Origin of the sequence: Agrobacterium sp. OT33 (assembly GCF_017313365.1) — a bacterium.
GTDB lineage: Bacteria > Pseudomonadota > Alphaproteobacteria > Rhizobiales > Rhizobiaceae > Agrobacterium > Agrobacterium rhizogenes_A.
Map to the genome: position 1 here is coordinate 128,347 of NZ_JAFLMZ010000006.1, position 21,936 is coordinate 150,282.

The following is a 21,936-nucleotide window of genomic DNA, read 5'->3' on the forward strand; positions in this document are numbered from 1 at the left end:
AACCCACCAGTGGTCGAAGCTATGGCTTCCGAAGAAGCCATAGCCATTTCAGTTCATGAGCCGGCTGCGTCAAGAGCCATGTTGAGCGCCAGTACATTTACGACGGGTTCCCCCATAAAGCCCAGTTCCGGTCCCTCGACATGACGCTCGACGATGGCACGCAACGCGGTTTCATCCATGCCTCTTGCCTTTGCGACGCGCGCAACCTGAAAATAGGCGGCCTCAGGCGAAACATGCGGGTCGAGACCGCTGCCCGATGCAGTCACCAGATCGGCCGGCACCTCGGCTGCCGGGTTCTCGGCTTTCGCCGTCTCATAATCCTGTTTCACCCGGTCGATCAGCTTGGCGCTGGTCGGGCCAAGATTGGAGCCGGAAGAGGAGGCAGCATTATACCCGTCACCAGCGGCCGACGGCCTGCCGTGGAAATATTTCTCACCGGTAAAGGCCTGTCCGATCAATTGTGAACCCACCACGCTGCCGTTTTTCTCGATCAGGCTGCCATTGGCCTGAAAGGGGAAGAGCGCCTGCGCAAGGCCCGTCATGCCCAGCGGATAGGCAAGGCCAGTGATGGCGGTGGTGGCAAGGATCAGCACCAGTGCGGGACGAAACTGTCTAAACATTGTCTTTACTCCTCAGGCAAGACCGAGCGCCGTAATGGCGAGGTCGATGGCCTTGATGCCGATAAAGGGAACGATGATGCCGCCGAGGCCATAAATGACCAGATTGCGCGACAGCAGCGCACCGGCGCCGATCGGGCGATATTTGACGCCTTTCAGCGACAGCGGGATGAGCGCGATGATGATCAGCGCGTTGAAGATGATGGCGGAAAGGATCGCGCTCTGCGGCGTCGAAAGCCCCATGACGTTCAGGACGCCAAGCTGCGGATAGAGCACCACGAACATCGCCGGGATGATGGCGAAATATTTGGCGATATCGTTGGCAATGGAGAATGTCGTCAGTGCGCCGCGCGTCATCAGCAATTGTTTGCCGATTTCGACGATCTCGATGAGCTTGGTCGGGTCGCTGTCGAGATCGACCATATTGCCCGCCTCGCGCGCCGCCACCGTGCCGGTATTCATGGCGACGCCGACATCGGCCTGCGCCAGCGCCGGGGCGTCGTTGGTGCCGTCACCGCACATGGCGACGAGCTTGCCCTTGGCCTGCTCCTCGCGGATCAGCTCCAGCTTATTTTCCGGTGTCGCCTGGGCAAGGAAATCATCGACGCCTGCTTCCGCCGCAATGGCAGCCGCCGTCATCGGATTGTCGCCGGTGATCATGACGGTGCGGATGCCCATGCGGCGAAGCTCGGCGAAACGCTCGCGAATGCCGCCCTTGACGATATCCTTCAGCTGCACGACGCCGAGCAGTTTTCCGTCCCGCACCACGGCAAGCGGCGTGCCGCCAGCCTTGGCGATCTCTTCCGCGATGGCACGGATTCCACGCGTGGCATCGGTTTCGGTTTTGACGGCCAACGCCGCATTGCCCTGTTGCGCAACGCCGCCATCGACATAAGACAGCACGGCATCGACCGCACCCTTGCGAATGGAGGCGCCCTCAAAATCGACGCCGCTCATGCGGGTCTGGGCGGTGAAGGGCACGAAGGTGGCATGCAGCTTCTGCATGTCGCGCGCACGGATGCCGTATTTTTCCTTGGCGAGAACGACGATGGAGCGGCCTTCCGGCGTCTCATCGGCAAGCGAGGCGAGCTGTGCGGCATCGGCAAGTTCCTGCTCGGAAACGCCGGCGATAGGCCGAAACTCGGTCGCCTGCCGGTTGCCGAGCGTAATCGTACCGGTCTTGTCCAGCAGCAGCGTATCGACGTCACCTGCCGCTTCGACGGCGCGGCCGGACATGGCAAGCACGTTGAAGCGCACCAGCCTGTCCATGCCGGCAATGCCGATGGCGGACAGAAGAGCGCCGATGGTTGTCGGGATGAGCGTCACAAACAGCGCCACCAGCACGATGATCGGGATGGAGCCGCCGGCGTAGGTGGCGAAACTTGGAATCGTCGCGGTGGCCAGAACGAAGATCAGTGTCATGCCCGCAAGCAGGATGTTGAGCGCGATCTCGTTCGGCGTCTTCTGGCGCTCGGCACCTTCAACCAGCGAAATCATCCGGTCGAGGAAGGTGGAGCCGGCAGCAGCGGTGATGCGCACCCTTATCCAGTCCGACAAAACCTGCGTGCCGCCGGTGACAGCCGAGCGGTCGCCGCCGGATTCGCGGATAACAGGGGCGGATTCGCCAGTAATTGCCGCCTCGTTGACGGAGGCCACACCTTCGACGACTTCGCCATCCGAGGGGATGATATCGCCGGCTTCCACCAGCACGATATCATTCACCTTCAGGCTGGTGCCCGCTACCATCTTGTACTGGCTGCGGTCATCGCCGGTCAGCAGTTTCGCCTGGGTTTCGGTGCGGGTCCGGCGCAGCGAATCCGCCTGCGCCTTGCCGCGCCCTTCGGCAACGGCTTCGGCGAAATTGGCAAACAGCACGGTGAACCAGAGCCAGAGGTTGATCTGGAAGGAAAAGCCGAGATTACCGCTGCCGATGATCAGATCGCGGATGAACAGCACGGTCGTCAGCACCGAGACCGTCGCCACGACGAACATGACCGGGTTGCGGGCAAGCGTGCGCGGATTGAGCTTTTTGAATGCGGCGACAATGGCCGGCACGAGAATGCGAGAATCGAGGATGCTCGCTTGTTTGGACTGGCTCATGAAGAGGCTCCAGCGTTTGAAACAGGGCGACCGATAAGGGTCGATCAGCCCGTGAGAACTTCGAGAGCGACGACGGCGGCGAACAGGGCCGCCATCATCGCAAGAATGAGATTGGACGCGCACCAGCCGCCGGGACCGGCGCTCCTTTTGACGGGAGCGCCAGTGCGGACAGGAAGGTTGCGTCGGTATCGAGGGGTTTCATTGGTCATCGTGCCACCTCAAAAGACCTGGCCCGCTGCCATCACCAGGTGTTCCGCAACCGGGCCAAGCGCCAGCGCCGGCAGGAAGGTGAGGCCACCGACAATCAGGATAGTGCCGACAAGCAGGCCGACAAACAGCGGACCATCGGTCGGGAAGGTGCCGGCCGATGCCGGAACGGTCTTCTTGGTGACCAGCGAACCGGCAATGGCCAGTGCCGGAATGATCACCAGAAAACGCCCCATCAGCATGCCGAAACCAAGGGTGATGTTGTACCAGACGGTATTGCCGGTGAGACCGCCGAAAGCCGAGCCGTTATTGGCGGCTGCCGAAGTATAGGCATAGAGGATTTCGGAGAAACCGTGCGGTCCCGCCGTGCCGATCGACGCCACCGCCGATGGCAGGACCGTGGCCGTGGCGGTGAAAGCCAGCATGGCGAACGGCAGGCAGAGAATGGCCAGAATCGCCATCTTCATTTCCTTGGCCTCGATCTTCTTGCCGAGATATTCCGGCGTGCGGCCAACCATCAGACCCGCCACGAAGATGGCGATGATGATGAACAGCAGAATACCGTAGAAACCCGCGCCGACACCGCCGACGATCACTTCACCCAACTGCATGTTGATGAGTGGGACGAGACCGCCAAGCGCCGTGAAACTGCCATGCATGGCGTTGACCGCGCCGCAGGACGCGGCTGTGGTGATGACCGCAAACAGCGACGAAAGCGCCACACCGAAGCGGACCTCCTTGCCTTCCATATTGCCGCCCGCAAGACCAAAGCCGTGCATCAGCGGATTTCCGGCCGCTTCCGCCCAATAGGTGACGGCGACGCCGGCGATGAACAGAACGCCCATGGCCGAAAGGATCGCCCAGCCCTGGCGCTGGTTGCCCACCATGCGCCCGAAGACATTGGTGAAGGCCGCACCGATCGCAAAGATCGAAACCATCTGGATCATGTTGGAAAAGGCATCGGGGTTTTCAAACGGATGCGCGGAATTGGCGTTGAAGAAACCGCCGCCATTGGTGCCGAGCATCTTGATCGCCAGCTGCGATGCCACCGGGCCGACCGCAATCGTCTGCTGCGCACCTTCGAGCGTTTGTGCCGTGACATAGGCACCGAGCGTCTGCGGCACGCCGAGCCACACATAGACAAGGGTCAGTACGATGCAGAGGGGCAAAAGCACGTAGAGTGTCGCACGGATCATATCCACCCAGAAATTGCCGATGGCCTTGCCCGAAGCGCGCGAAAAGGCGCGGATGAGGCCGATGGCAATTGCCATGCCCGTGGCGCCGGAAACAAAATTCTGGACGGTCAAACCAGCCATCTGGGTCAGATAAGACATGGTGCTTTCGCCGCCATAATTCTGCCAGTTGGTATTGGTGACAAAGCTGACCGCCGTGTTGAACGACAGTTCCGGCCCGACGGCCGGCATCGCCTGAGGATTATAAGGCAGCACGGCCTGAAAACGCATCAGCGCGTAAAGCAGGACAAAACCGAGGAGGTTGAAGAGCAGCATGGAGAACGCATAGGTCGTCCAGTGCTGTTCCTCGCGCTCGCTTGTTCCTGCAAGGGCATAAAGACCGCGCTCGACGGGTACAAGAACCGGCGAAAGCAGGGTGCGTTCACCACTAAAGACACGCGCCATATAGAAGCCGAGCGGCTTCACCAGCGCAAAAATGATCCCGCAAAACAGCAGAATCTGAAACCATCCATTGAGGGTCATTGTATTGGACTTTCAATAGCCGCCGCTTCCCGATCAGAAGCGTTCGGGGCGAATGAGAGCATAGGTGAGATAGGCGGCGATAAAGACGGTGGCGGCACCGCTGAGGACATAGTCGAATATCATCGCAGCCTCCGTCTAAAGCCGGTCACAGGCGCGCGTATAGGCAAAGCAGAGAGCGAAAAACACCGTCGCTGCGCCGATCAGAACAAGGTCCATCATGATGGGACTCCTTTTTTCCACGAGGAGCCGGACAGGAAGAAAAGCGCCGCCATGTGGGACGTCGCTTTTCATTCTTTCTGGCTCAGGAAGGGAACACCATCCCTTCCCGAACAGAAGAATGCACCCGAACCGCATAAAGGTTCGAGACGGCCGCAGAGGGAATAAAATAGGAATCCTATAGGAATTTCGATGCCCGCAGACGCGGGCATCGTCACCGTCTCTTAGTGCGAGAGCGGCTCGCCGAAAGCGGAAACGATGGTTTCCGCCGAGCTGTTATCTGCCAGCAACGCCGCCAGCAGAATGCGGGCCTGCCCCGGGCGAAGCGTGGAGGAATGCACGGCGCCGGCCGCGACAAGGTCATGTCCGCCGCCGCCGCCGCCATAACTTGCAACGAGACGGCCTTCCGGCACACGGCTGGAAACGACGACGGGGACGCCGCGCTTGGCGCAGCGTTTCACCGCCTCGGCAATATGCGGATTGGCGTTGCCGGAACCAAGCGCCGCAAGAACGATACCTTTCGCGCCCGCCTGCAGGCTGGCATCGATGTGGGTCGCGTCACAGCCGGGATGGATGGCGACGATATCAACCCTGATGTCGGCGACGGGAGCGACAAGGCTCGGCGCTGAGGCCTGAACCAGTGGTCGCGCCGAGCGAAAGGCGTCCGCCGCGTCCGCGCTCAGCTTGTAAAGCCCCCAGGCCGACAGACAGCGACCGCCGAAAGAAAGAAGCACGCCCTTTGCGACGTTCTGCGGATCGAGCGCGGTTTCTATGGCCTGCGCCAGATTGGCGGGGCCGTCTGCATCCTTGTGGTCTGCGGTGAATTGAGCACCGGTGAAGACCACCGGCTTGGTGAGCGCGTGCTGCAGATTGACGAGCAGCGAGGATTCTTCCATCGCGTCGGTTCCGTGCAGAACAACGACGCCCGCCACCGCGGCGTCATTGAGTTCCACGCCTACCGCATCGCTGATGCGCTGCATGTCGGCCAAGGTCAGGCTGGACGAATCCTTGGCCATCAGATCGACCGGCTTCAGCCGGGCGCTGACCTGCGGAACCAGCGCCAGCAGGTCCTCGCCGGAAAGGCTGGGTGTGCTGGCGCCATCGGCGCCGCGCCGGCTGGCGATGGTGCCACCGGTGGCGATGACCGCCACCAGTGGAGCATTCCCCTCCCCGCTCAATGCGATGCTCCCGCGCCCGCCCGCTCGGCGGCCAGACGATAGATGCGGTCACGCAGCAGATACCAGCCGATGACCAGCGCCGGGATGATGATCAGCAGCGAAGCGATGGTCCAGGAACCGACAGGATAATCAAACGCCATCAGCACCAGCACGCCGAACAGGAAGATGAGCGTGAGGATACCGGTATAGGGCGCGCCGAACATGCGGAAATCCGGACGCGCCAGCTCACCGCGCTGCGAAAGCTGCCAAAGCTTCAGCTGGCAGAGCACGATGACGGCCCATGCGCAGATGATACCAAGCGCCGAAAGGTTGAGGGCGATCTCGAAGGCGGAAGCGGGCACGACGGCGTTCAAGGCCACGCCCAGAACGGTGACGACGGCGGTGACCGCAATGCCGCCATAGGGCACGCCCGCCTTGTTCATCTTTGCCAGCGCCGCCGGAGCCGAGCCGGAAACCGCCATGGAATGCAGGATGCGGCCGGTGGAATAAAGGCCGGCATTAAGCGAGGACAGCACGGCGGTCAGAACGACGAGGTTCATGATCACGTCAGCACCCTCTACGCCAATGGAACCGAAGAAGGTGACGAAGGGGCTCTCACCGGCCTTGTAGGCGGTATAGGGCAGAAGCAGCGTGAACAGCAGCACCGAGCCGACGTAAAACACCACGAGGCGCAGAACCACGGCGCGGATGGCGCGTGGCATGACCTTGCGCGGGTCTTCGGTTTCGCCCGCCGCCGTGCCGATCAGCTCGATTGAGGCATAAGCGAAGACGACACCCTGAATGATGACGAAGGCCGGCAGAATGCCGTTCGGGAAAAAGCCGCCATTATCGGTAATGAGGCTGAAGCCGGTGACATGGCCCTCGATGGGCGTGCCGAAGATGACGAAATAAACGCCGACGACGAGGAAAATGGCAAGTGCCAGAACCTTGATCAGGCTGAACCAGAATTCAAGCTCGCCAAAGACCTTCACCGACAGCATGTTCATCGCCAGCACGACCAGAAGCGCCGTCATGGCGAAGACCCATTGGTCGATGCCCGCCAGCCACGGAACATATTGCTTGAAGAAATTCATGTAGAGCGCAACGGCGGTCACATCCGCCACCGACGTCATCGCCCAGTTCAGCCAATACATCCAGCCGGCGGCAAAGGCCATTTTCTCGCCGTAGAACTCACGGGCATAGGACACGAAGGAACCGGAGCTCGGACGGTGCATGATAAGCTCGCCAAGCGCGCGCAGGACCAGAAACGCGAAGAAGCCGCACAGCGCATAAACGAAGACCAGCGCCGGACCCGCCTGCGCCAGCCGGCCGCCGGCGCCAAGGAACAGGCCGGTGCCGATGGCGCCGCCAATGGCGATCATCTGAATCTGACGCGGCTTGAGGGCCTTGTGGTAACCGAGCTCTTCTTCGACGAAGACCTCACGTTCGGCGGATGCCGTTTTCCCAGAATGCATGGATATTTATCCTCCCGATAAAGTGCTTTGCAGTCGGCGATAAGCCGGAAATCAAAATGAAACTGGCACAGTCCGTGCTGGAAATATGGCCAGCATGCTCATGCACGCTGTAAAGCTGCATGACAGATTTTCGACCCTCATAATGGCAGATAATGCCGCTCGTCAAGGGGATGTGATGATTATTGACCTTCTCTCCACCAAGGACTAAGGTCAAAAAATCTGTAAGACAGCTTTACAGATATAGCAACGCTTGAAGCCAGTGGAGGAAAAAGTGAGCGTGACGCGCAGGGAGCAGGATTTGCTCGGGACGAAGGAAATTCCGGCTGATGTCTATTGGGGCGTGCACACGGCACGCGCGGTGGAGAACTTTCAGATCACCGGCGTGGCGATCGGCCATAACCCCTATCTCGTCCGGGGACTGGCCTATGTGAAGGAGGCGGCGGCGCGCGCAAATCACGAATTAGGCCTGCTGGACACCGAACGAATGGAAGCCATTGCCGAAGCCTGCCGCGAAATCCGCGCCGGCGCGCTGCACGAGCAATTCGTGGTGGATGAAATCCAGGGCGGAGCCGGCACCTCCACCAACATGAATGCCAATGAGGTCATTGCCAACCGTGCGCTCGAACTGCTTGGCCACGAAAAAGGCGATTATGCCCGTCTTCACCCCAACGACCACGTCAATCTCAGCCAGTCGACCAACGACGCCTATCCGACGGCGGTCAATGTCGGTCTGATTGAATCAATCGACGATCTGGCGGCTTCCATGGGCGTGCTGAAGGACGCTTTCGACCGCAAGGCGCAGGAATTTGCCGGTTTCATCAAGATCGGGCGCACGCAATTGCAGGACGCCGTGCCGATGACGCTCGGCCAGGAATTCCGCACCTTCGTGGTGATGCTCGGTGAAGACCAGGCCCGCCTGATCGAATCCGCGGCCCTGCTGCACGAGATCAATCTCGGCGCCACCGCCATCGGCACCGGCCTTAATGCGCCGCGTGGTTATGCGGCGCTCGCCTGCCAGCATCTGGCAGCGCTGACAGGCCGGCCGCTGGTGACGGCGGCAGACCTTATTGAAGCGACGCAGGACCCCGGCGCATTCGTGCACCTCTCCGGCGTGCTGAAGCGCGTGGCCGTCAAGCTGTCGAAAACCTGCAACGATCTTCGCCTGCTCTCCTCCGGTCCGCGCGCCGGTATCGGCGAAATCACTCTGCCGTCGGTTCAGGCAGGTTCCAGCATCATGCCGGGCAAGATCAACCCGGTCATTCCCGAAGTCGTCAATCAGGTCGCCTATGCGGTCATCGGCAACGATATCACCATCACCATGGCCGCCGAGGCCGGGCAGCTGCAGCTGAACGCCTTTGAACCGATCATCGTGCGTGCCCTTTCCCAGAGCATCAGCCAGCTCAGCGCCGCCTGCCGCACACTGGCGGAACGCTGCGTTGACGGCATCGTGGCCAATCCGGCGATCATGGCACAGCGTGTGGAGGAATCGATCGGCCTCGCCACGGCGCTCAACCCGCTGATCGGTTATTATGCGGCGACGGAAGTGGCCAAGGAGGCGCTTGCCAGCGGCCGCACCGTGCCGCAGGTGGTTCTGGAACGCGGATATCTGACGGATGCGCAATTGCAGCAGGCGCTCAGCCCGCGGCATCTCGCCAACCTGCCGGCGCTTACGGTTGACGAGCCCGATCTTCTCCAATGATCGTTGTCACCACCTGCTTCACCTGCCCAAGGTGAAGCTCCATCGCCTCGCGCGCCTCGGGTGCCGAACCCCGCCGGATCGCTTCGACGATCCGGCGGTGCTCGTAATTCGACGCAACGCGGCGGCCCGCCATCAGATTGACCATCTCGGATTGCTGGGACACAGCCTCGCGGGCATCGGCGACCACCTTGGCAAACAGGCCATTGGCCGAAGCCTCCGCGATGGCGCAGTGGAACTGCCCGTCCAGCAGCACCCAGGGATGCGGCCTCTCTTCGGCTTCCATCCGGTCACAGAGGTGCAGCAATATCTCCAGTTGCGCATCGGTGCGCCTGAGCGCCGCCCACCCGGCCGCCGGCACCTCGATGAAGGGCCGCGCCTCGATAAGATCTCGGGCGGAATAAGCGCCGTAATTCAGTTCGGAAGGCGGCGTCGGCGTCATCACATAGGTGCCGCTTCCGGTGCGGGTCTGTGTCAGCCCCAAAGTCTGGAGTGATCGCAACGCCTCGCGAATGATCGGCCTGCTGACGCCATATCGTGCCGCCAGATGGGCTTCGGAAGGCAGCCGGGTGCCGACCGCAAGCTGCCCGGAAGTAATGGCGGAGCGTATATCCTCAAACACCGCTTCTGCGGCATTCTTGCGATTGATCGGCTGCGCCTCCGCAAGCCAATCCGACAACCCGCCCATCTTTCAACCCTCCTGCACCCCAGTATGACCAGCAGTATCGGCGCAAAATCCTGAAAGATATTACAGGGCGCGACATGCGGATTCGATACGCCAGACCATGCGGCCGTCCAGAAACGAAAGGACGGCCGCCGCTCTCGCGGCTAAGCCGACCTTCCTAACATTATCCAGCCCGCCGGAACAACGACGACGGCCATTTTTATGGGAGTGAGGACGCCACGCCCTCACCCCGCTTCGACATCAGGCCGTTGCGTCCTGTCCTTTCGGCTCGTCATCCTCACGCGGAATACGGAACCACGCGACATAAAGTGCCGGCAGGAAAAGCAGCGTAAGGGCCGTGCCAATCACGATACCGCCCATCATCGCATAGGCCATCGGCCCCCAGAATATCTCCCGCGAGATGGGGATAAGGGCAAGTGTGGCCGCCGCCGCCGTCAGCATGATCGGCCGCATGCGGTGCTCGGTCGCCTCGATGACGGCGTGCCATGCCGAAACCCCTTCGCTCCTCAGATGCTCGATCTGCACGACAAGGATGACCGAGTTGCGGATCAGGATGCCGATCAGGGCCAGCACACCCAGAATGGCGACGAAGCCCATGGGCGCATTGGAGAAGAGCAGCGCCACCACGACGCCGATCAGGGCCGTGGGCGCCACGGCGAAGACCAGGAACAACCGGCTGAAGCTTTGCAGCTGGATCATCAGGATCGTCGCCATCGCAAACAGCATCAGCGGCACCACGGCAATGATCGGCGCTTGCGAATCCGCGCTGGATTCCACCGAACCGCCCGTCTCCAGCTTGTAGCCGACGGGAAGCGTTTTCTGGAATGCCTCGATCTTCGGCTTCAGCTGCTCGACGATCGTCGCCGGCTGCGTCGGGCCGATAATGGCGGCCTTGACGGTGATCGTCGGTATCCTGTCACGACGCCAGATGGTCGGCTGCTCCAGCTCGTAGCGGAAATTGGCGATGGCCGAGAGAGGTACGGCCTTGCCGTTCGTCGCCGGCAATTGCAGGTTCTGCAACGTCTCGATGGAGCCACGCTCGGACATCTGCGCCCGCGCCACCACATTGACGAGATAGATATCGTCCCTGACCTGGGTGACGGTCGAGCCCTCGACAATGCTGTTCATCGCATTGGCGATATCTTCCGACGAGACGCCAAGCTGGCGGGCCTTGTCCTGCAGGACATCGACCTTGACCACACGCGTCGGCTCGTTCCAGTCCATGACCATGTTGGACAGCAGCCGGTGTTCGCCGACGATGCCCGACAATTGCTGTCCGAGTTCGCGGACCTTCTGGATGTCCGGACCGCTCAGGCGATATTGCACCGGTTTTCCGACCGGCGGGCCGATATCGAGCAATTTCACGAAGGCGTCAGTGCCGGGGAATGTCCGGTTCAGGTAATCCTGCAGTTCGGCGCGCACCTTGTCACGCACGTCCAGCCCCTTGGTGACGATCACCGTCTGGCCGAAGGTGACGTCAGGCGTCTGCACGTCGAAGGACAGGATGAAACGTGGCGCGCCTTCGCCGACATAGGTCGTCCAGTGATCGATATCCGTATTCTTGGCCAGCATCTCCTGCTCGAACTGCGCCATCTGCCGGTTGGTTTCAGCAATCGAGCTGTTCTGCGGCAGATTCCAGTCGACAATCAGCTCCACGCGGTCGGATGACGGGAAGAACTGCTGCTGCACGAGGCTCATGCCGCCGACGGAAAGACCGAACAGTGCGATGGTAAGGAGGATCGTCACCCAGCGCCAGCGCAGTGCCCGGCCAAGAAGCCAGGAAAAGGCGGAGGCGAAGCGGCCCTTCTTTTCGTGGTGGGACTTCATCGTTTTCGGCAAAATCGTCACGCCCAGCAGCGGCGTGAACAGGACCGCGACGATCCACGACACGATCAGCGAAACCGCAATCACCACGAACAGCGTGAAGGTGAATTCACCCGCCGCGCTGTTGTTGAGGCCGACGGGAATGAAACCGGCGACCGTGACCAGCGTACCCGTCAGCATCGGGAAGGCGGTCGAGGTATAAACATAGGTCGCCGCCTTTCTGAGATCGTCTCCCACCTCAAGCCGCGCGACCATCATCTCGACCGCGATCATCGCATCGTCGACGAGAAGGCCGAGCGCGATGATGAGAGCGCCGAGCGAAATACGTTGCAGCGAAATGCCGCTGTATTCCATGTAAACGAAGGTGATCGCCAGCACGAGCGGAATGGAGACGGCAACCACCATGCCGGCCCTGAGGCCAAGGCTGATGAAGCTGATGACGAGAACGATGGCGATCGCCTCGAACAGGGCCGAGGTGAAGCCGGAAACGGCCTCATCGACCACGGCCGGCTGATCGGACACGCGGTGCACATCGACGCCAACAGGCAGGTCCGCCACCACGCGCTTCATCTGCGCATCCAGCGCCTCGCCGAAATGCAGGAGGTTCGCACCCGTTTTCATGCCAATTGCAAGGCCGATGGCCGGCTGGCCGTTAAAACGGAACAGCGAGGATGGCGGATCGACATAACCGCGCCTGATCGTCGCCACTTCCGTCAGCGGGAAGAACCTGTTGTTGACGCGCAGATTGATGGACCTCAGGCTGTCTTCCGAGGTAAACTGGCCGCTGACACGCAACGCGACGCGTTCAGGTCCAGCATTGACGAAACCGGACTGCGTGACGGCATTCTGGGATTGCAGCGTCTTGATGATCGACTGCTGGTCGATGCCGAGTGCCGCGATCTGCCGCGTGGAAAATTCCAGATAGATCGCCTCGTCCTGCGCACCGATGACATCGACCTTGCCGATATTCTCAACGGTCAGAACCTTCGCACGGGCATCCTCCACCAGATCGCGCAATTGCCGCTGGCTGAGACCGTCGCTGGTGAAGGCGTAGATATTGCCATAGACATCGCCGAAGCGGTCGTTGAAGAAGGGGCCGACGACGCCGGAGGGGAAATCGCCCTTGATATCGCCGATCATGTTGCGCACCCGCACCCAGGTGGGTTCGACGTTGCGCGCCTTGGTTTCTGGCACCAGTTCCACGAAGATCGTCGTGCGGCCGGCCACCGTCTGGCTGCGCAGATGATCGAGATTGTCGAGTTCCTCGAGCTTCTTCTCGATCCTGTCGGTCACCTGCCGGGCCACTTCCTCCGCCGAAGCACCGGGCCACTGCGCACTGATCACCATCGTCTTGATGGTGAAATTCGGATCTTCCTCACGTCCGAGGTTGAGATAGGAGAAAACGCCGGCGAGAACGAAGACCAGCATGAAGTACCAGACGAGCGAACGGTGTTCGAGCGCCCAGTCGGAAAGATTGAACTTCTTCACTGACGGACCTCCTGATCGATCCTGATGGCTTGCCCATCTTTAAGCTTGTGAACGCCGGCGCTGGCGACACGCTCGCCGGGCTTGACGCCGCCGGTGATACGCACGCTGCCGCCTTCGACCGGCTCGCCCTCTATCGTGACCGGGCGGTAGGTCACCGTTGCCGCATCGGCATTGACGATCCAGACGCCCCATCCATTATCTGTCTTCAGCAGGGCCGATGCGGGAAGCGTGATCTGCGGTTCGGATGCCGCAAGGGCCAGAGCCGTGACGACGGACCCCAGCCGGAATGCCGGCGGCGCATCCTGCAGGCTGATTTTCGTGCGGCGCGTTCGCGTCGCCGTTTCAGCTTCCGGGGCGATTTCGCGCACCACACCGGTGGTGCGGATTTTCGGATCGAGCTGCAGGGCAATCTCGAAGGTCGAGCCGATTTCCAGCCGCTGCGCCGCAAATTGCGGAACATCCACCACAACGTCGCGCACTTCCGGCCGGGCGATGGTCACCACCGTCTGCCCGGCGGAAACGACCTGACCGATTTCACCTGATGTGGCAGTCACCACGCCATCAAATTCCGCACGCAACTGCGCATAACCCAGCTGCTCCTCGGCCTTGTCCAGATTGGCGCGGGCCTTGGCGACAGAGGCATTGGCGGTACGCGTGGCCTGCTCGGCCTCTTCCAGTGCCGCTTCCGTGCCGCTGCGGGCCTCGGCCAGCACACGCTGGCGCTGTTCGGTCGTGACCGCATTGGCGAGCTGCGCCTCAGCATTGGAAAGATCGGACTGGGCGCTTTTCACCGAAAGTTCCAGCGCCAGCGGATCGATCGACGCGACCACGTCGCCTTTCTTGACCAGATCGGCCACGTCGACATTGCGGGCGATGATCCGGCCGAGAACGCGAAAACCAAGGTCGGTCTGGATGCGCGATTCCACCGTGCCGGTGAGGCGCAGCGCATCCGCCGACTTCTCCTCCACCACAACGGAGAGCACCGGGCGCGGTGCCTCCGCGGCGGCTTCCTGCTTTTCCTGGCAGGAAGAGACTGCGATTGCCGCAATGAGCAAAAACAAGCTTCTGTTGATCCTGAACATTATTGTGCCTGCCCCTTTTCATAGGCGACCTTTTCACCGGTCCGGAGAAATTTGGTCCCGCCGGTGACGACGATATCGCCGGGGTTGAGCCCCCCCGCGACAACGAACTGGCCGGTCTCATAATCGGCAACCTCGACCCGATGCATGGCGACCTCCGAGGACTGCGGATCAACCAGCCAGACTGCGGGACGACCGTTCTGCGAGGCCATCGCCGACCATGGAAGCTCGATGGCATCGACCTGTTTGAAGCGGAAATGGCCGGAGACCGGCGCGCCGAGTGGCATGGTCAGATCGCCGTTGAGGCCAACCTTGACCCGGATCGTCCCATTGTCCGGATCGATCGTCGGGGAAATCTCCCGCACCGGCGCCGCAACCGTGCGGGACGGATCCGACAGCAGGCTGACATTGACGAGATTGTCGATATCGCGCTCGAGGAACAGCGATTCATAGACATCGAAAACCGCATCGCGCGGCCCATCATGTGCCAGCGTGAAAACGAGCTGTGCGGCCTGCGCCACCTGGCCGACTTCGACGTTGCGCGCCGTAATCACACCGTCCGCATCGGCTCTGAGTTCGGTGTAGGACAGCGCGTCACGTGCGGTGTCGAGCTGCGCCTGCGCCGATCTCACCGCGCCCTGCGTGGTGAGCAGGGTTTCCTGGGCCTTGTCGACCGCTGAACGCGAAGTGACCTGTGTTTTGAACAGGCTCTGCTGGCGGTCGAACGTCAGTTGCGCCTGCGTCTGCTGCGCTTCGGCGGATTGCAGGTTGGCCACGGCGACATCGATGTCGGCCTTCTGCTCTTCGGGGTCGATGCGGGCGAGCAATTGTCCGGTTTTCACCCGCGCACCTACATCTACCAGCCGCTCGGTGATCTTGCCGCTGACCCGGAAGGACAGGTCCGTCTGGACCCGTGCCCTCACTTCCCCGGTGATGACGCTGCCACGATCAACCGGCTTTTTCACCGCCGTGACCACATCAACTGTCCGCAACGGTTTTTCGGCCGGCGGCTCTTCATTGCTGCAGGACGACAGGGCAAAAACACCGCCAACCGCCAGCGCGATAAGAATGGTTTTCATGGTGACCTCTTGATCTTCGCCCAATCCTATAATATTTGACTGACTGAATAGTCAATGAAATTCTTGTGCCGCCGATCCGGGAACCGTCCGGGCATCACGCCGGGCTCCCGGATGACCGTTGTAGATTTGTCCCGGTCATTCGTGGGAGACACCGGGAATGGGCTGACAGACTGAACCACGCACCACCTGCAAAAATCGATTCCGGTTTTTGTGCCGGTGCGATAGGCAGGCCATCAATGACGTCCGCCGCTCACGACGGATAGAAGGGCACGCGCCGAAAATACGTAAGGAGCCGGGGTCATGACAAAAACAAAACTGACACGTGCAGAACAGAAGATACAACGTCCGTTGCAAATTCTCGATGCCGCATTTGAGGAATTCACCAAAAGGGGATTTACGGCGACGCGGGTCGAGGACATTGCCGACCGGGTCGGGGTGACGAAGGGGACGGTCTATGTCTATTTCGAAACCAAGGAAGCCCTGTTTGCCGCGATGATCGAGCATGTCGGCAGGCCGTTTCAGGAGGCTTTCAAAGCCTATGCCCGTACCTCCGACGATCCCGTCGAGGAGCTTCGCCTGCTGCTCGAATTCCTGTTCGAAACCCTTGTCGATGACAGGCGGATGCGGGAACTGTTCCGCTTCGTCGTTGCGGAGGGCGCGAAGTTTCCTGATCTCATCGATCAGCATCATGACGTTCTGATGGCGCCGGTGCTGGGACACATCAACGCGATCCTCAATGAGGGCGTGGCGAAAAAAAGGTTCAGGGCCAATCCGCCCGAACTCGCCAAGGTCGTCATGTCACCCGTGGTCGGAACATTGGTGTTCCGGCTGATTTTCGATGATCGGCGCAGTCTGGACAAGCAGGCCGTTCTGAAGGTTCATCTCGACCTGCTCATGCGCGGGCTGCTGGCGTAACCGGCGGCATCCTGCTTTCAGCTGATGCCACCAATGCAGACATATTTGAGTTCGGTATATTCCTCGATACCGTGGCGAGACCCTTCCCGCCCGAGCCCCGACATCTTGACCCCGCCGAATGGCGCTTCGGCCGTGGAAATCGCCCCCGTATTGACGCCAACCATGCCGTATTCCAGCGCTTCGGCAACCCGGAAGACACGGGAAAGATCACGCGCATAAAAATAGGAGGCGAGGCCGAAATCGGTATTGTTGGCCTGCGCGATCACATCCGCTTCATCCTCGAAACGGAAAAGCGGGGCAAGCGGCCCGAAGGTTTCCTCACGCGCCACCTGCATGCCGGCATCGACATTGCGCAGGATCGTCGGCTCGAAAAAATTGCCGCCCAGCGCGTGTCTTCTGCCCCCTGTGGCGATCTCGGCGCCTTTCGAAAGCGCATCGGCAATATGCGCTTCCACCTTGGCGACGGCGTTGCCATCGATAAGCGGACCGAGAACGCTTGCCTCCTCCAGTCCGTTGCCGACTTTCAACTTTAAGACGGCGCGTGCGAATTTTTCAGCGAAGGCGTCATACACGCCGCCCTGCACATAAAGACGGTTGGCGCAGACGCAGGTCTGGCCATTGTTGCGGAACTTCGCAAGGATAGCGCCTTCCACGGCGGCATCGAGATCGGCATCGTCGAAAACGATGAAAGGCGCATTGCCGCCAAGCTCCAGCCCCAGTTTCTTGATGGTCGGCGCGCATTGTCTGTAAAGGTGTTCTCCCGTCCGGGTCGAGCCTGTGAAGGTCAGAAGGCGAATATCCGGGCTTGCCGTCAGCACGCCGCCTATTTCAGCAGCGGGACCGGTCACGATGCTGAAAAGTTCAAGCGGCAGGCCGGCACGCTCGGCGAGAATGGCAAGTGCTATGGCCGAAAACGGCGTCTGCGGCGCAGGCTTCAACACCACCGCGCAGCCGGCGGCCAGCGCCGGGCCGACTTTACGGGTAATCATGGCATTGGGAAAATTCCACGGCGTGATGGCCGCAACCACGCCGACCGGCTGGCGCAGAACCAGAATGCGCTTATCCGGCTGATGGCCGGGCATCGTCTCGCCATTGATGCGGCGCGCCTCTTCGGCAAACCATTCGATGAAGCTTGCGCCATAGGCGATTTCGCCTTTGGCCTCAGTGAGCGGCTTTCCCTGTTCCAACGTCAGGATCACGCCGAGATCGTCGCGGTTTTCCATGACGAGCCGGTGCCACGTCTTGAGAATAGTCGCACGCTCACCGGCGGTGCGGCGCGCCCATGCCCGCTGGGCAATCACGGCAGCAGCGATAGCCTCCTGCGTTTCCGCTGCGCCGAGTTCGGGAACCTGTCCGACGATCTCCCCCGTCGCGGGGTTGCGGATCGTCGCCGTTTCGCGACCATCGCAGCCGATCCATCGGCCAGCCACGGGCACTTTTTCACCTAGAAGTGTGGGATCATTCAGATGCATGGCAAATCCCTCAACAGAAAACCTGAGCCGACGCCGGATCGAAGGCGAGATGCACGAGATCGCCACGGCTAAGACCGGAAATCGCTTCGTGGCCGAAGGGCAGACGGACCGCGAGCGGTTCACCCGAGCCGGTATGGGCAACCACGTGAACGTTGTTGCCGAGGAAGGTGATGTCGCTGACGGTGGCCTGAAAGCCGGTTGCGGCGGCCGACCGGTTACGGCTGAGCTGCAGGCGCTCGGGGCGCAGCATCAACGCCGCTTTCTTGCCCGGCGCGGCCTCGCCATGCATCGGAATATGATCGAAGACGATATCCCGGCCCAGTGAAACCGTTGCCTTGCCACCCGATGCGGCGAGGAGATCACAGGCGATAAAATCGCTATCGCCGATGAATTCGGCCACGAAGCGGGTAGTGGGATGGGCATAAAGCTCCGGCCCCGTGCCGATCTGGTCGATCACCCCTTTCGAAAACACGGCGATCCGGTCGGAAAGACGCAAGGCCTCTTCCTGATCGTGGGTGACATAAAGGATCGTCACTTCCGTCTGCTGGTGGATGCGGCGAATTTCGAACTGGATTTCTTCGCGCAGCTTCTTGTCGAGTGCCGACAGCGGCTCATCCATCAGAAGTACCGGCGGATCATAGGCAAGCGCGCGCGCCAGCGCCACGCGCTGCTGCTGGCCACCGGACATCTCCGCGGGCTTCCTGTCCTCGAAACCCTCGAGGCGGACAAGCCGCAGCATTTCCTTCACCTTGGCATCGATTTCCGCCTTGCCCTTGCGGCGGACCTTCAGCGGAAAGGCGATGTTCTCCCCGACCGACAGATGCGGAAACAGCGTGTAGCGCTGGAAGACCATGCCGATATTGCGCTTGTGCGACGGGGTGGACAACAGGCTCTCGCCGTTCAACAGGATGTCCCCCGCGGTCGGCTGCTCGAAGCCGGCGAGAATATAAAGCGTCGTGCTCTTGCCCGAGCCGGACGGCCCGAGAAATGTCATGAACTCGCCCGGCTGCACGTCGAGATTGACGTCCTGAACGGCGACGACCGGCCCATATTGTTTGCGGATGCCGCGAATTTGCAGGAGCGGTTTGGTCATGTTTTCAGTCCTTTTCGCACAGCTGCGACAAGCAGCATGAGAATGATGGTCACCGCGATGAGAAGCGTTGAGGCGGCGGCGATGACAGGCGTCAGATCCTGACGCAACGTCGCCCAGATTTTCACCGGCAGCGTCTGCAATGTCGGGCTTGCCATGAAGATCGCCAGCACCACCTCATCCCAGGAGGTGAGGAAGGAAAAGATCGCCGCCGAAAACAGGCCGTGGCTGATGGCCGGAAGCGTGATGCGGATTTTCGCCTGTAACGGGCTTGCACCGCATAGCACCGCCGCATCCTCGATCGACTTGTCGAAACCTTCCAGCGCACCGGTCAGCGCCAGAATGGAGAAGGGCAGCGCCACGACGAGATGGGCGATGACGAAACCGGTCGTGGTGCCTGCAAGACCGAACTTCAGGAAAAAGGCGTAAAGCGCCACCGCCAGCACCACGACGGGCAGGATCATCGGTGTCATGAACAGCGCCCGCAGAGTGCCGCGCCCGATGAAACGGCCGCGCACCAGCCCGAAGGAGGCGACAAGACCGATGAGCACGGACAGCACGGTTACCATCAGCGCGATGCGCAGGCTCGTCCAGGCGGCATCCAGCCATCTCGGGTCAGCGAAGAAATCCGCATACCATTTCAGCGTCCAGCCGGGCGGCGGAAAAATCAGCCATTGTGACGAACCGAAGGACAAAGCGGCGATAAAGATGATCGGGAGGATCAGAAATGCCGAGGTCAGCACGGTGATGAGGAGCAGCAGCCATTTCCAGAGGCCGAGGCTGTTATAATTCAAGAGCATGTCAGCGCCCCCTTGCCCCGGCCGCGCCGAAGAATTTGAGCTGCACGGCGTAGAGAGTGAGCGTCACCACCAGAAGCACCAGTGCAGCGGCCCCGCCCATGCCCCAGTTGACGAGCGACTGGACGAATTGCGCGATGAGTTCGGCCAGCATCATGTTTGCCGTGCCGCCGAGCAGCGCCGGGGTGACGAAATAACCGAGCGACATGACGAAGACCATCAGCGCGCCGGAGATCATGCCGGGTGCGGCGAGTGGAATGAGAATGCGGATCAACGCCTGCAAACGGGTTGCCCCACACAGCGACGCCGCCTGCAGAATGGCCGGGTCGATCTTGCGGATGACACCGTAGAGCGGAATGATGATGAAGGGCAGCATGATATAGGTCATGCCGATGGTAACCCCGGTGAGATTGTTGACCAGCGGCAGAGGCTGATCGATGATGCCGAGGCTCATCAGCGTCTTGTTCACCACACCCGTGCGCTGCAACAGCACCATCCAGGCATAGGTGCGCGCCAGAAGATTGGTCCACATCGAGAGCAGCAGGATAGCGAAAACGATGGAGGCAAGCCGCGCCGGCATGATGGCAAGCGCCCAGGCGACGGGAAAGCCGATCACCAGCGACACCGCCGTTACCAGCGCCGACACCACGAAGGTGTTGAAGAATATCTTCAGATAGGTGGAGCTGCCCAGCAGTGCCGCATAGTTGCCAAGGCCGAAGACAGGCTCGGTAATGCTGCGCGACAGCAGGATCAGAACCGGAACGACGAAGAACAGGACAAGCAGAACCAGCGCCGGCAGGGTGGCGGCAAAATTGCCGGGCCGGAAGGGCATTCGCGCCCTCGCCTTCGTGCTGACTGTTTCATCGGTTAGCGAGACCATGTCCAAACCTCCCCGGACTTGGAAAATCGCGCGGGCGCTTCACTGCCCGCGCCGTTATCTTATTTCGCCTGCCAGGCGTACCAACGTTCGCCGATTTCATCGCGGTGCTGTGCCCAGTAGCTCATATCGGCATCGACCTGGCTTGCGGTCTGCTGGTCCGGCAGGGTTTTTGCCGTTTCCGGATCCATCAGCTTGGCGGATTCGATATTAACAGGGGCGTAACCCGTCGCCGTCGCCATATCCGCCTGCGCCTGCGCGGAGGTGGCGAGTGCGATGAACTTCATCGCCGCGTCCCTGTTCTTCGTTCCCTTGGGCACGACGAGGGAATCCGCTGCGGTGATGTTCTGTTCCCAGGAGGTCTCCACCTTCACGCCGCTCTTCTCAAGCGCCGTCATGCGGCCGTTCCAGACGCTGCCGAAGGGCGCTTCCGCCGATGCGATCAGCTGTTGCGACTGCGCGCCACCCGACCACCAGATGATATCGGATTTGATCGTATCGAGCTTCTTGAAAGCACGGTCGAGATCGAGCGGATAGAGCTTGTCGGCGGTCACACCATCGGCAAGAAGGGCGGCTTCGATCACGCCCGGAGCAGACCACTTGTAGAAAGTGCGCTTGCCGGGAAACTTTGCCGTATCGAACAGGTCCGCCCAGCTCTTGGGGCAGGCAGCCACGGCATCGACATTGCAGCCGATGACGAAGGAGTAATAAAAGCTGCCGACGGAATAGTCCGTCACGAAACGCGGATCGAGCTTCGCCTTGTCGATGACGGAAAAGTCGAGTTTCTCCAGCAGGCCTTTCGGTCCGGCCTGCGCGGCATAGTCACCTTCGACATCGACCACATCCCAGGTCACGCCGTTGGCCTCAACCATGGCCTTCAGCTTGCCGTAGTCGGTCGGGCCGTCCTGCACCACATTGATGCCGCTCGATACCATGAATTTATCGGCCCAGGCCGCCTTCTGGGCGTCCTGTGTGGTTCCTCCCCAGCTGGAAAAAACCAGATCATTCGCCTCGGCAGATGCGCCAAGGGCGAAAAGTGCTGCGCATGTCGTCAATACCAGTTTCGATCTCATGTTCCCTTACTCCGTTTTAGAGCTTGTCGTTGGCATGCACGTCGCGGCCGGCGGCTTTCACACGAGCGGAGAAAAACGCGCCGGCTTCATGATCTTGTTTTCGGCGACTTCGATCAGGTCGCGAATTTTCGGCAGAAACGATAACCAGCGCGGATCGGACATCAGCTTTGCGCGCCGCTCCTCCCGGTCATCAAGGCTCACAAAAGCCCAGATATGGACAATTTCGTTGATCGGGCCGATCTCGGAAAAGAAGTAACCCACCAGTTCGCCAAGGTGGCTTTTCTGGATTTCGATACCCTCTTCCTCCACGACCTTGAGATAGGCCGGGATGGCGCCGTTCTTCAGCCTGTAGGTGCGAATCTCGTAAAACATCG

General features: G+C 60.8%; 19 protein-coding genes. 2 read left to right on the plus strand and 17 right to left on the minus strand.

All coding sequences use genetic code 11. From position 1 onward, the window contains the following. Positions 1–53: 53 nt before the first annotated feature. From kdpC to JZX88_RS15635, 7 genes are all read right to left on the minus strand, one after another. Entirely contained in the window at positions 54–620 is a 567-nt protein-coding gene (kdpC, locus tag JZX88_RS15605) for a potassium-transporting ATPase subunit KdpC (protein ID WP_110758121.1), read from the minus strand. A gap of 12 nt (positions 621–632) precedes the next feature. Beyond that, positions 633–2,717 carry a potassium-transporting ATPase subunit KdpB gene (kdpB, locus tag JZX88_RS15610; RefSeq protein ID WP_206914091.1) on the minus strand — a complete coding sequence of 695 codons (2,085 nt, stop codon included), beginning with the start codon at positions 2,715–2,717 and terminating at the stop codon, positions 633–635. Between the two features lie 44 nt (positions 2,718–2,761). After that, on the minus strand, positions 2,762–2,926 hold the full coding sequence (locus tag JZX88_RS15615) for a hypothetical protein (protein ID WP_188356034.1): 165 nt from the start codon (positions 2,924–2,926) through the stop codon (positions 2,762–2,764). Between the two features lie 9 nt (positions 2,927–2,935). Further along, on the minus strand, positions 2,936–4,639 hold the full coding sequence (gene kdpA / locus JZX88_RS15620) for a potassium-transporting ATPase subunit KdpA (RefSeq protein ID WP_206914092.1): 1,704 nt from the start codon (positions 4,637–4,639) through the stop codon (positions 2,936–2,938). A 33-nt stretch (positions 4,640–4,672) separates the two neighbouring features. Next, positions 4,673–4,762, minus strand: coding sequence for a K(+)-transporting ATPase subunit F (kdpF, locus tag JZX88_RS15625; RefSeq protein ID WP_206914093.1), 90 nt, complete (start codon positions 4,760–4,762; stop codon positions 4,673–4,675). Positions 4,763–5,079: 317 nt separating this feature from the next. Then, positions 5,080–6,033, minus strand: a complete 954-nt coding sequence (locus JZX88_RS15630; RefSeq protein WP_206914094.1) for an asparaginase — start codon at positions 6,031–6,033, stop codon at positions 5,080–5,082. Beyond that, positions 6,030–7,487 carry an amino acid permease gene (locus JZX88_RS15635; RefSeq protein WP_065117347.1) on the minus strand — a complete coding sequence of 486 codons (1,458 nt, stop codon included), beginning with the start codon at positions 7,485–7,487 and terminating at the stop codon, positions 6,030–6,032. The genes JZX88_RS15630 and JZX88_RS15635 overlap by 4 nt, the downstream gene beginning before the upstream one ends. Positions 7,488–7,758: 271 nt before the next feature. Between JZX88_RS15635 and JZX88_RS15640 the strand changes: the two genes are divergently transcribed. Next, positions 7,759–9,186, plus strand: a complete 1,428-nt coding sequence (locus JZX88_RS15640; protein WP_309578293.1) for an aspartate ammonia-lyase — start codon at positions 7,759–7,761, stop codon at positions 9,184–9,186. Here JZX88_RS15640 and JZX88_RS15645 read toward each other — a convergent pair. From JZX88_RS15645 to JZX88_RS15660, 4 genes are all read right to left on the minus strand, one after another. Further along, positions 9,155–9,871, minus strand: a complete 717-nt coding sequence (locus JZX88_RS15645) for a FadR/GntR family transcriptional regulator (RefSeq protein ID WP_065117345.1) — start codon at positions 9,869–9,871, stop codon at positions 9,155–9,157. The two genes, JZX88_RS15640 and JZX88_RS15645, sit on opposite strands and share 32 nt — an antisense overlap. A gap of 237 nt (positions 9,872–10,108) precedes the next feature. Continuing rightward, complete coding sequence (locus JZX88_RS15650; protein ID WP_142856343.1) at positions 10,109–13,180, minus strand: efflux RND transporter permease subunit; 3,072 nt, start codon at positions 13,178–13,180, stop codon at positions 10,109–10,111. Continuing rightward, positions 13,177–14,262, minus strand: coding sequence for an efflux RND transporter periplasmic adaptor subunit (locus JZX88_RS15655; RefSeq protein ID WP_142856345.1), 1,086 nt, complete (start codon positions 14,260–14,262; stop codon positions 13,177–13,179). Before JZX88_RS15655 ends, JZX88_RS15650 begins: the two co-directional genes overlap by 4 nt. Continuing rightward, entirely contained in the window at positions 14,262–15,338 is a 1,077-nt protein-coding gene (locus JZX88_RS15660; RefSeq protein WP_065117452.1) for an efflux RND transporter periplasmic adaptor subunit, read from the minus strand. Before JZX88_RS15660 ends, JZX88_RS15655 begins: the two co-directional genes overlap by 1 nt. A gap of 300 nt (positions 15,339–15,638) precedes the next feature. Between JZX88_RS15660 and JZX88_RS15665 the strand changes: the two genes are divergently transcribed. Next, positions 15,639–16,253, plus strand: coding sequence for a TetR/AcrR family transcriptional regulator (locus JZX88_RS15665; RefSeq protein ID WP_206914095.1), 615 nt, complete (start codon positions 15,639–15,641; stop codon positions 16,251–16,253). Positions 16,254–16,270: 17 nt separating this feature from the next. Here JZX88_RS15665 and JZX88_RS15670 read toward each other — a convergent pair whose 3' ends face one another. The 6 genes from JZX88_RS15670 to JZX88_RS15695 all read right to left on the minus strand — a co-directional run bounded on the left by JZX88_RS15670 (position 16,271) and on the right by JZX88_RS15695 (position 21,934). Then, on the minus strand, positions 16,271–17,725 hold the full coding sequence (locus JZX88_RS15670) for an NAD-dependent succinate-semialdehyde dehydrogenase (protein ID WP_206914096.1): 1,455 nt from the start codon (positions 17,723–17,725) through the stop codon (positions 16,271–16,273). A gap of 10 nt (positions 17,726–17,735) precedes the next feature. After that, positions 17,736–18,818, minus strand: coding sequence for an ABC transporter ATP-binding protein (locus JZX88_RS15675; protein ID WP_110758142.1), 1,083 nt, complete (start codon positions 18,816–18,818; stop codon positions 17,736–17,738). After that, entirely contained in the window at positions 18,815–19,615 is an 801-nt protein-coding gene (locus JZX88_RS15680) for an ABC transporter permease (protein WP_174034618.1), read from the minus strand. The genes JZX88_RS15675 and JZX88_RS15680 overlap by 4 nt, the downstream gene beginning before the upstream one ends. A 1-nt stretch (position 19,616) precedes the next feature. Continuing rightward, positions 19,617–20,444 (minus strand): ABC transporter permease, encoded by an 828-nt coding sequence (locus JZX88_RS15685; RefSeq protein ID WP_246753495.1) that lies wholly within the window; start codon positions 20,442–20,444, stop codon positions 19,617–19,619. A 107-nt stretch (positions 20,445–20,551) separates the two neighbouring features. After that, positions 20,552–21,562, minus strand: coding sequence for an ABC transporter substrate-binding protein (locus tag JZX88_RS15690; RefSeq protein WP_206914098.1), 1,011 nt, complete (start codon positions 21,560–21,562; stop codon positions 20,552–20,554). A 57-nt stretch (positions 21,563–21,619) separates the two neighbouring features. After that, positions 21,620–21,934, minus strand: a complete 315-nt coding sequence (locus JZX88_RS15695; RefSeq protein WP_206914099.1) for an NIPSNAP family protein — start codon at positions 21,932–21,934, stop codon at positions 21,620–21,622. Between the last annotated feature and the right edge of the window lie 2 nt (positions 21,935–21,936).